9 protein-coding genes are annotated in these 12,306 nt (G+C 66.3%); 4 read left to right on the forward strand and 5 right to left on the reverse strand.

Annotated elements, in window-relative coordinates; translation table 11 throughout:
• Window positions 1–12 precede the first annotated feature (12 nt).
• A complete protein-coding gene (locus AUL31_RS01145) occupies window positions 13–642 on the reverse strand; it encodes a S24 family peptidase (protein ID WP_060600156.1) in 630 nt (209 codons plus the stop codon).
• Between the two features lie 190 nt (window positions 643–832).
• On the opposite strand from AUL31_RS01145, the gene AUL31_RS01150 reads away from it, so the two are divergent.
• On the forward strand, window positions 833–1,915 hold the full coding sequence (locus AUL31_RS01150) for a YihY/virulence factor BrkB family protein (protein ID WP_082646713.1): 1,083 nt from the start codon (window positions 833–835) through the stop codon (window positions 1,913–1,915).
• Between the two features lie 21 nt (window positions 1,916–1,936).
• On the opposite strand, the gene AUL31_RS01155 is transcribed toward AUL31_RS01150, so the two are convergent.
• The 3 genes from AUL31_RS01155 to AUL31_RS01165 are packed head-to-tail and all read right to left on the reverse strand — an operon-like array spanning window position 1,937 to window position 7,160.
• Complete coding sequence (locus AUL31_RS01155) at window positions 1,937–4,141, reverse strand: 3-hydroxyacyl-CoA dehydrogenase NAD-binding domain-containing protein (RefSeq protein ID WP_060600158.1); 2,205 nt, start codon at window positions 4,139–4,141, stop codon at window positions 1,937–1,939.
• Between the two features lie 15 nt (window positions 4,142–4,156).
• Complete coding sequence (locus AUL31_RS01160) at window positions 4,157–5,365, reverse strand: acetyl-CoA C-acetyltransferase (RefSeq protein WP_060600161.1); 1,209 nt, start codon at window positions 5,363–5,365, stop codon at window positions 4,157–4,159.
• Window positions 5,366–5,378: 13 nt separating this feature from the next.
• Complete coding sequence (locus AUL31_RS01165; protein WP_060600162.1) at window positions 5,379–7,160, reverse strand: acyl-CoA dehydrogenase; 1,782 nt, start codon at window positions 7,158–7,160, stop codon at window positions 5,379–5,381.
• 206 nt (window positions 7,161–7,366) lie between these two features.
• On the opposite strand from AUL31_RS01165, the gene AUL31_RS01170 reads away from it, so the two are divergent.
• From AUL31_RS01170 to AUL31_RS01180, 3 genes are all read left to right on the forward strand, one after another.
• Window positions 7,367–9,754, forward strand: a complete 2,388-nt coding sequence (locus AUL31_RS01170) for an SEL1-like repeat protein (RefSeq protein WP_060600164.1) — start codon at window positions 7,367–7,369, stop codon at window positions 9,752–9,754.
• Between the two features lie 96 nt (window positions 9,755–9,850).
• Window positions 9,851–10,780, forward strand: coding sequence for a sulfite exporter TauE/SafE family protein (locus AUL31_RS01175; RefSeq protein WP_060600166.1), 930 nt, complete (start codon window positions 9,851–9,853; stop codon window positions 10,778–10,780).
• On the forward strand, window positions 10,777–11,556 hold the full coding sequence (locus AUL31_RS01180; RefSeq protein ID WP_060600168.1) for a TIGR02186 family protein: 780 nt from the start codon (window positions 10,777–10,779) through the stop codon (window positions 11,554–11,556). The genes AUL31_RS01175 and AUL31_RS01180 overlap by 4 nt, the downstream gene beginning before the upstream one ends.
• A 3-nt stretch (window positions 11,557–11,559) precedes the next feature.
• Here AUL31_RS01180 and pdeM read toward each other — a convergent pair whose 3' ends face one another.
• Window positions 11,560–12,270 carry a ligase-associated DNA damage response endonuclease PdeM gene (gene pdeM / locus AUL31_RS01185; RefSeq protein ID WP_409359927.1) on the reverse strand — a complete coding sequence of 237 codons (711 nt, stop codon included), beginning with the start codon at window positions 12,268–12,270 and terminating at the stop codon, window positions 11,560–11,562.
• Between the last annotated feature and the right edge of the window lie 36 nt (window positions 12,271–12,306).

Here is a 12,306-nt window from a genome sequence, read left to right on the forward strand (position 1 = left end):
ATCCCTGAACGTCTACTGGCTCGCCCATGCGATCCGGGCCATATGGCGAATGGCCTTGCGTGCGAAGCGAACGACCGGCAGCGCCGGGTCCAGCGGCGCGATCTCGACCCGGCCCGGGGCGTTGCGCCTGACCGTGCCGACGATGAAATCATCGCCGTACAGCACCGCAAGCACACGGTCGCCGGGGCGGGCCGCCGCATCGGGCGTCAGCAGCAGGATGTCGCCTTCCGCGTAACGGGGCGCAAACTGCCGTTCGTTGCCGACCTCCAGCGCATAGGTGCCAAAGGAAGAAGCATCGATCTTGATGTCGAGCGACATCGCGCCCGGCCCGGTGACCGGCCCATCGGAGCCGAACTGCCTAGCATCGGTGAGGTGCGCGCCGGTGGCCAGCGGTAGCGACACCTTTACGGAGACCGGGCGCGATATGCCCAGGAAATCCTCCATGCTGGTTCCGGTGGCCGACAGCACCTTGGCGACGGATTCGGTCGAGGGCCAGCGGGGGCGTCCGTCGCCCGACCGGCGCTTGGATTTGTTGAAGGAGGTCGCGTCCAGCCCGGCCTGCCGCGCCAGTGCGGATGGAGTGAGACCGCGCGTCTCGGCCAGACGGTCTATGGCCGCCCACCATTCGTCGTTCGATAGCATCGGTCTCTCGTCACAAAACAGGCAATTCAATTACCACTACTCAAGCAATATTATTGTGCAACCATGAGATTCAATTCCCCGGTTTGCGGAACATTGACTCAAATATGGCATTGACGTTGCTGCCAAAGGCGATCGAGACGATTATGCGGCGTTCGAGCTCGAACACGGAGCCGGCGGCAAGGGGGCATCCATGGTGGTGAAGAGTCTGCGTTTCGCACCACATACGAGCGAAGAGACCAAGCTGCGCGCAAGCGAGCCGGGCAGGGGGCGCTCGGCCAAGGGCCCGTGGCATATTCCGTGGAAGGGCTGGAAGGATATTCTGGCGCGGCTGTACGTGTCTTTCTTCGAAGACCGGATCATGTTGATTGCCGCCGGCGCCACCTTCTACCTGCTGCTGGCACTGTTTCCCGCGCTTGCCGTGTTCGTGTTCTTCTACGGCATGATGGCGGACCCGGCGACGATTGCCGGGCATATCGAGTTCCTCGGCCGCTTCCTGCCGCAGGCCGGGCTGGAACTTGTCAACGCGCAGCTCGAATATCTGGTCAACCAGGACCGGTCGTCGCTGTCGGTCGGCTTCGTGACCAGTCTTCTCTTCGCCCTGTGGAGCGCGAACAACGGTATCAAGACCCTGTTCGAGGCGATGAACGTCGCCTATGGCGAGCAGGAAGAGCGCAGCTTCGTGAAGCTCAATATCGTCGCCATGTGCTTCACCATGGGGGCCATCTTCATCATTTCGGTGATGTTCACGGCCATCGGCCTTATTCCGGCGATCATGGGCGTCATCGGCGCCTCCAACTTCACCGACGATCTCGTCTTCATCGGACGCTGGCCGATCCTGTTCGCGCTCGTGGTCGCGTCCATCGGCATGGTCTATCGCTATGGGCCGAGCCGGGCGCGGGCGCGCTGGACCTGGGTGATTTTCGGCGCGACGCTGACGGCGACCGTCTGGCTGGTCGCGACGGTGGGCTTTTCCTGGTATCTGCGGAATTTCGCCAATTACAACGCCATGTACGGCTCTTTGGGTGCCGTCATCGGCTTCATGATGTGGGTGTGGATATCATCCGTGATCTTCATTCTCGGCGCCGAGATCAATGCCGAGATGGAGCACCAGACGGCCGTGGACACCACGGTTCGCGGCGACACGCCGCTGGGTATGCGCGGTGCCCGCGTTGCCGATACGATCGGCGCGCGTGCCGGGGGCGACAAGCCGCCGCCCACCGAGAAGCCGGGCCTGTTCGGCTGGTGGCGCAAGCGGGGCCAGGACAAGGGCTGACCCCGCCGCACGTGTTTGTCGTCAGGCCGCCTCGGCCTGACGGGCCGGGCGGAACCGGCCGTAGAATGTCTGCCCGGCGGATGCCATTTCGTGCAGCAGAGGAATGGGGGCGAACCGCTCCCCATGCCGCTTCTCCAGCGTCTCGCACAGCGCGACGAACGCCTTGACGCCCATGCCGTCGATATAGGACAGGGCCCCGCCCGTGTAGGGCGCGTAGCCGAAGCCGAGGATAGACCCCACATCGGCCTCGCGCGGGTCGGTGACGACGCCTTCGGCCATGGTGCGTGCAGCCTCGAGCGCCATGGTGACAAGAAAGCGCTGCTGCAATTCCTTTACATCGACATCTTCGGCGTTCTGCTGCGGGTAAAGCTCCTTGAGACCCGGCCACAGATGCTTTTTGGCGGGCTTGGCCGGATAGTCGTAGAAGCCCTTGCCGGCCTTGCGGCCGAGGCGGCCGGCATCCACAAGCCGGTTGACGAGGTCGAAATGGCGCTTGTCGACCGCCGCTTCGCCGAGGTCGGCCATGGTGGCCTGCATGATCCTGCGGGACAGGTCGATGGCGACTTCGTCATTCAAGGCTAGCGGGCCGACCGGCATGCCGGCCATGCGCGCGGCATTCTCGATCATGGCCGGGGGCACGCCTTCGACAACCATGTCGTAGGCTTCCGACATGTAGCGCAGCACGCAGCGATTGGCGAAGAAGCCGCGCGTGTCGTCGACGACGATCGGCGTCTTGCGGATGGCGCGCACGAAATCCAGTGCCGTGGCCAGCGCCTCGTCGCCCGTCTTTTCGCCCAGGATGACTTCCACCAGCATCATCCTGTCGACCGGCGAAAAGAAGTGGATGCCGATGAAGCGGGTTGCCTCCGGGAAGCTTTCCGCAAGCCCGGTGATGGGCAGGGTCGAGGTGTTCGACGCGAAGATCGCGCCCGGCTTCATCGCGGCGGCGGCCGCGGCGATGACGTCGGCCTTGACCTTGCGGTCCTCGAACACGGCTTCCACCACGAGGTCCACATCTGCCAGCCCGTCATAGCCGTCAGCGGGGGTGATGCGCGACAAGAGCGCCTCGGCGTCGGCCTCCTTGGCGCGGCCTTTCTTGACGCGATCGGCCATCAGCGAGGCCGAGTGCGCCTTGCCCTTTTCGGCGGCCGCCATGTCACGGTCGACCAGCAGCACCTCGATCCCGGCCATGGCCGACACATAGGCGATCCCGGCGCCCATGAAGCCGGCGCCGATAACGGCGATACGCTTCGGCTGGCGGTCCGCTATGCCATGCGGGCGGCGGGCGCCCTTACCCAGCTCCTGCATGGAAACGAACAGCGAGCGGATCATCATGGCCGCTTCGGTGGAGCGCAGGACGGAGGCGAAATAGCGCTGCTCGACCTTGAGGCCGAGATCGATGGGAAGGAGAAGGCCCTCGTAGACGCATTTCACGATGGCGCGCGCACCCGGATAATTATCCTGCGTCTCCTTGCGGTAAAGCGAGGAGACCGCCGGCCAGAGCTGCGCGCCGGCAGCGGAATAGACGGGGCCGGACGGCAGCTTGTAGCCCTTCTGGTCCCAGGGCTTTACGGCGGGGATACCGGCCTTCAGCATCGCCTTGGCGGTTTCCACGAGCTCTTCGGGCGCGGCAACCTTGTCGATGAGCTTCATGGCCAGGGCCTTCTCGGCGCCGATGGCCTCGCCCTTCAGCAGGAACTGAAGCGCCGCCTGCGCGTCCAGCATGCGGGCGATGCGCTGCGTGCCGCCGGCGCCTGGGAAGATGCCGACCTTAACCTCCGGCAGCCCCATCTTGGCGCGCGGAGTGGCGACGCGACCATGGCAGGCGAGGGCCAGTTCGAAGCCGCCGCCCATGCAGGTGCCGTCGATGGCGGTGACGACCGGCTTGCCGCACGTTTCGATGCGGCGCCAGAGGGCGCCCATGCGTCCGCAGCGATCGAATAGCTGGGTCATCGCCGCGTGCGGATCGCTTGCTTCCAGCTTGCGATAATCGCCCAGCATGCGGCCAAGCATCTTCAGGTCGGCGCCGCCGGTAAAGCTGCCCGCCTTGCCCGAGGTGAAGACGATGCCCTTGACCGCCTCGTCGGCGACGAGGCTGTCCAGTGCCGCCTCGATCTCGTCCATCACCTCTTCGGTGAAGACGTTCATCGAGCGGTCGGGCATGTCCCAGGTCAGAAGCGCGATGCCGTCGCCGTCGACGGCAAGGGTGAAGTTGTTGAAGTCCATGTGTTTTTCCTCCCCTTACACGCGCTCGATGATGGTTGCCGTGCCCATGCCCGCGCCGATGCACAGGGTGACGAGCGCGGTCTGCTTGTCCTGCCGCTCCAACTCGTCCAGCACGGTGCCCAGGATCATGGCGCCCGTGGCCCCCAGCGGGTGGCCCATGGCGATGGCGCCTCCATTGACGTTCATCACGGCCGGATCGATGTCGAAAGCCTGCATGTAGCGCAGCACCACCGCGGCGAAGGCTTCGTTGAGCTCGAAGAGGTCGATGTCGGACAGCGTCATGCCGGTGCGGTCGAGCAGCTTGCGGGTCACGTCGACGGGGCCGGTCAGCATCAGGGCCGGATCGGAGCCGATGTTGGCGAAAGCCCGGATGCGGGCGCGGGGCTTCAGGCCCAGCGTGTCGCCGCCCCGCGCGGAGCCGATCAAAACGCCTGCCGCGCCATCGACGATGCCCGAAGAATTGCCGGCGTGGTGGACATGGGTAACGGACTCGATCTCCGGATGGGCCTGGATGGCGACGGCATCGTAGCCGCCCATCTGCGCGACCATCTCGAACGAGGCGTTCAGGCCGCCCAGCGTCTGCATGTCGGTTCCGGGGCGCATATGCTCGTCGCGGTCGAGGATCGTCAGTCCGTTCTGGTCAAGGACGGGCACGACGGACCGCGCGAAGCGGCCTTCCTGCCAGGCCGTTGCGGCGCGCTTCTGGCTTTCCACGGCGTAGGCATCCACGTCGGTTCGCGTGAAGCCGTATTTGGTGGCGATCAAATCTGCCGAGATGCCCTGCGGCATGAAATAGGCGGGAATGCCGACCGACGGGTCCATGAACCAGGAGCCGCCCGACATGCCCATGCCGACGCGCGACATGCTTTCGACCCCGCCGGCGATGACGATATCGTCGGCGCCCTGCGCCACCTTCGCGGCGGCAAGATTGACGGCGTCGAGGCCGGAGGCGCAGAAGCGCGAGATCTGCATGCCCGGTGCGGCATAGTCGTAGCCGGCCTCGAAGGCGGCGGCCTTCGGAATGACGGAGCCGGCTTCGCCCACCGGGTCGACGCAGCCGAAGATGATGTCGTCGACCTGCGCCGTTTCCAGGCCATTGCGGTCGCGCAGCGATTCCAGCACGCGCGCGCCCAGTCGCACGGCCGGCACTTCGTGCAGGGACCCGTCCTTCTTGCCGCGTCCGCGCGGGGTGCGGACGTGATCGTAGATGAATGCTTCGCTCATTTCTGCGCTCCCATCAGAATTCGTCGGCGCCAAGCGCCATGAGGCTGTCCGCGCCGGAGGCGATGCGCGCAAGATGCGCCGCCGTCTCGGGCATCAGCCTGTCCATGAAGAAGGCCGCCGTCGCCAGCTTGCCCTTCAGGAAGGCCGCGTCTTCGGCGTCTTGCGCCGCCAGCCGGCGATGCGCCGCCAGCGCCATCCGGGCGGACATGTAGCCAAGGGCCACCAGGCCGAAGAGGTGCATATAGTCCGTTGCGGCGGCGCCGCCATTGTCGGGCCGGGCCGGGCCGTTCTGCATCAGCCAGCCGGTGGCCTGCTGCAGATCGTTCAGGCCCTTCTTGAGGCCCTTGGTGTAGCGCGCCATCGCCGGGTCGGCCCGGTTTTCCTCGCAGAAGCGGCCGACCTCGCCGAAGAAGGACATGATCGCCTTGCCGCCGTTCAACGCCAGCTTGCGCCCGACCAGGTCGAGCGCCTGGATGCCGTTTGCGCCCTCGTAGATCTGCGCGATGCGCGCATCGCGCACGAACTGTTCCATGCCCCATTCGGCGATATAGCCATGGCCGCCGAACACCTGCTGCGCCATCACCGCGCTTTCGAAGCCCTTGTCGGTCAGGACACCCTTGATGACGGGCGTCACGAGGCTCAGCCATTCGTCCGCCTCGGCGGCTTCCGCCACATCGGTGGAGCTATGGGCTATATCGCCCTTCAACGCCGAATGGAGCACCAGCGCGCGGCCGGCCTCGTTTATGGCGCGCATGGTCATCAGCATGCGGCGGATATCGGGATGCACGATGATCGGGTCGGCGGGCTTGCCGGGCTCCGCCTTGCCGGCAAGGCTGCGGCCCTGCAAACGTTGCCGCGCATAATCGACGGCGTTCTGGTAGGCGATCTCGCCGATGGCCAGCCCCTGCACGCCGACGCCCAGCCGCGCCTCGTTCATCATGGTGAACATCGCCCGCAGGCCCTTGTGCGCTTCGCCCAGAAGCCAGCCCTTGGCATCGTCGTAGTTCATCACGCAGGTGGCGTTGCCGTGAATGCCCATCTTCTCTTCGATGGCGCCGCAGGACACGCCGTTGCGCGTGCCATCGTCCAGGACCTTCGGCACGATGAAGAGGGAAATGCCCTTCACCCCCTCCGGCGCGCCGTCGATGCGGGCCAGCACCAGATGGATGATATTGTCGGAAAGGTCGTGCTCGCCGGCCGAGATGAAGATCTTCTGCCCTGTTATGGCAAAGGAGCCGTCATCGCGCGGGATGGCCCTGGTGCGCAGCAAGCCGAGGTCCGTGCCGCAATGCGGCTCCGTCAGGTTCATCGTGCCGGTCCAGCGGCCGTCGATCATGTCGGGCAGATACGCGGCTTTCTGCTCGGGCGTGCCATGCGCCTCGATGGCCGCGATGGCACCGCGGGTGAGGCCCGGATACATGGCGAAGGCCATGTTGGCCGACGACAGATACTCGTTGACGGCCGCCGCCAGCACATGCGGAAGCCCTTGCCCGCCATAGGCGGCATCGGCCGAAAGGCCGCCCCAGCCGGCCTCCCGGAACTGCCGGTAGGCCTCGCGGAAGCCGGACGGGGTGGTGACCGAGCCGTCCGCGGCGCGGGTGCAGCCCTGCCGGTCGCCCGACTGGTTGAGCGGGTGGAACACCTCTTCGGCGAAGCGTCCGGCTTCGTCCAGAATCGCGGCAACCGTATCGGGCGTGGCATCCTCGAAGCCCGGGCGGTTGTTGTGGGCATCGAGCCCGACGATTTCGCGCAGCACGAACATCGTATCGGCAATAGGAGCCTTGTAGAGCGTCATCGAAAAACCTTCCCTTCGATTGACGTTTTCGTAAACGTAAACCGTGGCGTCTGTAAAGCGGAGCGCGCGCAAAATTCCGCGTGAGGCAGCACCCGCTCCCGTGCATTAGCGCGCAATTAACCATTCCCCGTGAAGATGCCGGTGGGATTGACGAGACGTCGCAAGGCGGGCCTTTGCGCCTGTGCCGAGCGTTCGAGGGGACGGAAATGGGCGTAGCCGACAAGGCGAAGGCGGCACAAGGCACCGGCGATCCGCCGGGCGCGCCCAGCATGGCGACGCTGACCCGGACCCTGGAAGAGCTGGAACGCCGCCTTGCGCGCCTGTCTACGCAGAAGCAGGCAGACAGAAGCGTATCGCCATCTGCATCGGCCGGCGCCGGCACCACCCCGGCAGAGAGACTGCGCCGCATCGTAGACCGAAGCGCCGAATATGCGGCCTCCGCTCCATCGGCGCGAACCCGATCGAGCGAGGCGATCGACGAACTCGTGCAGGAAATGCGGTCATTGAGAGGCGAGATGCGCAAGGAAATCGCCGCCGGAACAAAGGCCGGGCAGGCGACGATGGGGCATGCCTTCGCCACGCTCGAAGCATCGCTTGCGGCGCGCGATAGCTCCGAGCTGATCGCCGACGGGCTTGCTGCCATGCTGACGCGCATGACCACGCTGGAAGAGCGTGGCGCAACCAATGAGGCCCTGTCGGATCTCAACGCCGACCTCAACCGCATGCGGGCCGTCGTTTCCGGGCTGGCGACACAGGAAGATCTGACCCGGCACATGGGCTCCATCACCGGCCGGCTCGACGCGCTGCTTGAAACAAACGCCGCCGCCGTGGACCGCAGTGCCTTCGACGCCGGTGTCGCCGGATTGAGCGAACGACTGTCGAGCATCGAGACGCTTCTGGCGCGGCTGCCCGAAACCCTCGGAATCGATCGGCTGGAAGATCGGCTTGCGGCACTTGCGGCGCCGTCTGGCCCCATCGCGCTGGACGCGCTGCAGGTCAGCGTCGATCTTTCGGCCTTGGAGGAACGGCTCGACGAGATTTCCGGCGCGATCCTGGTGCTGGACAGGCCGGAGCAGGGCAGCGACCGGATCGAGAAGCGCCTGGACGCTCTGTCGACGCAGCTCGACAGCTTCATGGAGCGCCTGGAAGAGGCCGAGGAAGAGCGTTCGCTGCGCCATGCAGAGGCCTTTACCCAGGAGTTGAAGAGGCTGGAGGTGCTGTGGCAGGGCTCCGACGCCCGCGCGGCGGAGACCGAGGCTCAACTTCTCTCGATCCTCAGAAACGTCGCCGACCGGCTGGCGGAACTGGAAACGGAAGCGCGACAGGCCGGCGACAATGTCGGCGGCACCGTTTTCGACGCCGAGTTCGCCACCTGGCAACCGGCCGAAGATGGCGAGGAAGACAGCCTGCGCGCAACCCTCGACCGGCATCTGAAGCGCCGCCGGGCCGAGGGGGCGACGCAGGCGCCGGATGCCGACGGCCCGGAAGCGGCCGATCCGGAAGGCGCAACCCGCTACGGACGCGACGTGGCCGAGTTCGGCAGTATCCTGGAGCGGGTGCGCCGTCACGAGCGCGCCGCCGGCCTTGGCCCATCCACGCGGGCGGATTTCATCGCGGCGGCACGGCGCGCCGCTGCGGCGGCCGCGGCCGAAGCCGAGGCCCTGCATGCCGGAAACGGGGCCGGCAATGGTGCGGGCGAGGGTGCATCCGGCCGCAACCGCAATTATCGCAAGCCCATGGTTATGGCCGCCGGGGCCATCATGCTGGCGCTGACGGCGCTGCCGATCTCGCGCCTGCAGACGGGTCCGTCCGAGCGTCCGGCCGAAATCGCCGACAACAGTGCCGCACGGACCCCGGCCGTAACGCCCGAGACGACGGCCTCTATTTCCCGCCCGCCCGAGGCCGACCTGACCACTGGCGACCTCATAGGACGTCTCGTATCGCATCTTCCGCCTGCGGCGGCGGGGCCACTGCCGGTTCCGCCGGCCGGTGACATGACCTTGTCCCGCGCTGCGATCGGCGGCGATGCCGCCGCCATGACCGCCATCGGGGCCGCCGCCATTGAGCGCGGGGCCACGGCCGAGGGCCTTTCATGGCTGGGCCAGGCGGCGCGGCGCGGTTACGCGCCGGCGCAGTACCGCCTGGGCAGCCTGTACGAGCGCGGCGTGGGCGTCAGCAAAGATCTGTCCCTTGCACGCGACTGGTATCTTGTCGCTGCGCGCGCCGGCAATGTCCGCGCCATGCACAATCTGGCGGTCATCGATATCTCCGGCCTTGCCGGCCCGGCCGACAGGGGTGCGGCGGCGGACTGGTTCCGCATGGCGGCCGAGCGGGGCATGGCCGACAGCCAGTTCAACCTTGCCGTCCTGTACGCACGCGGGGCCGGGCTGCCGCGGGACATGGAAGAGGCTTATCGCTGGTTTTCCATTGCGGCGCGCGGCGGCGATGCGACCGCGCTGCGCAACCGCGACGAGGTCGGGGCCGAGCTCGATGCCGCGCGGCGCGCGACCATCGATGCGGCGGTGGCGCAATGGCGCCCTGCGGCGCCGACCCGCGCCGCCAACGAAGAGCGGTATTCCGGATCACGCGTTTGACACGGCCCTTCGGGTCGGCTTAGTGCGGAGCGGCGCCCTGCCAGACGGTGGAACGCATCTCCAGGGATCGAAGGTAAGGGCGCTTGGGGGCCGGTCTTGAATCTCTACCTGCCCATTGCTGAAATCTCCGTCAATGCCCTCATTTTGATCGGCATGGGCGCAGCCGTAGGCTTTCTGTCCGGCCTGTTCGGCGTGGGCGGCGGCTTTCTGATCACGCCGCTCCTGATCTTCTACAACATTCCTCCCGCCATCGCCGTGGCCACCGGCGCCAACCAGGTGATCGCCTCGTCCTTTTCCGGCGCATTGGCGCACTACAAGCGCGGCACGGTCGATATCAAGCTGGGTTTGATGCTTTTGATCGGCGGTGCGGCCGGCTCGGTCGTCGGCGTCTGGCTGTTCACGCTGCTGCGGCGCCTCGGTCAGCTCGATCTTGCCGTATCGCTGCTCTACGTCGTCATGCTGGGTACGGTCGGCGGCCTGATGCTGGTGGAGAGCGTGCAGGCGATGCTGCGTGTCCACAAGGGCGGTTCGGGAGAAGTCCGGCACGCCTCGCACCACAACTGGGTGCAGAGGATGCCGCTGAAGATGCGGTTCAAGCGCTCCAAGCTCTACGTCTCGGTCATCCCGGTTCTGGGCATCGGTTTCGTCATCGGCGTGCTTGCCTCGATCATGGGCGTCGGCGGCGGCTTCATCATGGTGCCGGCGATGATCTACCTTCTGCGCGTGCCGACCAGCGTGGTCGTCGGCACATCGCTCATGCAGATCATGTTTACCGCCGCCGTGACGACCGTCCTGCAGGCCGCGACAAACCAGACGATCGATATCATGCTGGGCTTCCTGCTGATGGTCGGCGGCGTCGTCGGCGCCCAATTCGGGGTCGAGGCGGGCCGCAAGCTGCGCGGCGACCAGTTGCGCGCGCTGCTGGCGCTGCTGGTCATCGCGGTGGCCGGCCGCCTGCTGGTCGAGCTCGTCGTCACCCCGGCCGAGCTGTATTCCATCAGCCTGCCGAGCGGGGTGCGGGAATGAGGGCGATCCTTGCCGCATTGGCCATGCTTCTTGCGGCGGCCGCACCCGCCGCCGCGCAATCGGCGGCGGAGGGGTTCGAGATCGGCCTGTCGACCGACACGATCACCGTCGGCACCAATTTCGGCGGATCTCGGCTGGTGGTCTTCGGCGCGCTCGACAATGCCGATACACGGGTGCTGCGGCAGGGCCGCTACGACATCGTCGTCGTGCTGGAAGGGCCAAGGCGCAACGTGGTGGTGCGCCAGCGCGACCGCGTCTTCGGCATCTGGATCAACCGCGGCTCCGAGCGGTTCGACAATCTGCCGCAATCCTACGCGCTGTCATCCAGCCGGCCGCTGCGCGATACGGCCGCCGCTGCCGTGCTGCAGCAGCTTAATATCGGGCCGCGCAACGAAGTTCTGCGGGCCCAGCGCAGCACCGACGACACGACCGCCGAAGCCGACGACTATGCCAACGCCATGCTGCGCCTGAAAGAGCAGAGCCGGCTTTACTCCGTTTCGTTCGGCACGATCGAATTCGTCAGCCAGACCCTGTTCCGCGCAACGCTCGTGCTGCCGCCGGACCTGCCCGTGGGGCGGCATCTGGTGCGCGCCTACCTGTTCCGCGAGGGGCATTTCATCCGAGAGCGGAGCGAAGAGCTCTGGGTGCGAAAGACGGGCCTTGAAAACGAAGTCTCGACCTTCGCCGCCAATTACGGCGCGCTTTATGGATTGCTGGCCGTGGCGCTGGCCGTTGCGACCGGCTGGTTCGGCCGCGTCCTCTTCAAGCGGGACTGAGCTCTAGCGACAGAGCGCGGAGAAGGAGATCGGGAATATGCCGGACAGGCCGACCACGTAGGCCTTGCCGCGCTCTGCCGCAAACATGCCGGCAAAGGCATGGCCCAGCACGTTCATTCCCCCCGTCGTTACACCGAAGGAGGGCATGATCATGCGTCGTCCATCGGTGGCAAAGCAGGCCGAACGTACCGAGCGTCCGCGCGACGCCACCTTGGCCACGGGATGCAGATGCCCCGCGATCTCGCCTGCGCCGGCGGCAATGCCCGGCTCGTGGCGGAAGTGCAGCCCCGCCACATGGGCGACACTCAGCGTCCGGCCGCCCACAAAGGCCGGCGGCTCCGGGTCGTGATTGCCGGTGATCCAGGTCCAGTCGCGCCCGGACATCAATGCCAGAAGCTGCTGCCGGAAAGGCGCGGGCATGTAGGCCGCGCCATGCGTATCGTGGAAGCTGTCGCCCAGCGAAACCACGTGCGACGGCTCGTATCGCGCGATCACGCCTTCCAGAAGGGCAAGCGTGGCCGCCGTGTCGTAGGGTGGCAGCATCATGCCGCGCCGCGCAAAGGCAGCGCCCTTTTCGAGATGCAGGTCGGACACCACCAATAGCCGATGCGCCGGCACATAGAGCGCGCCCGTCGGGTCGCAGACGAGGCGCTCGCCATTCACCTCCGCCTCGGTGCCCGGTTGCTCCGCCAGCCTGAAACGGCGCTGGATCATATTCATCGACAAGGCCCGTGCATGGTGATTCGCATT

This window comes from Aureimonas altamirensis, from assembly GCF_001463885.1.
Lineage (GTDB): Bacteria > Pseudomonadota > Alphaproteobacteria > Rhizobiales > Rhizobiaceae > Aureimonas > Aureimonas altamirensis.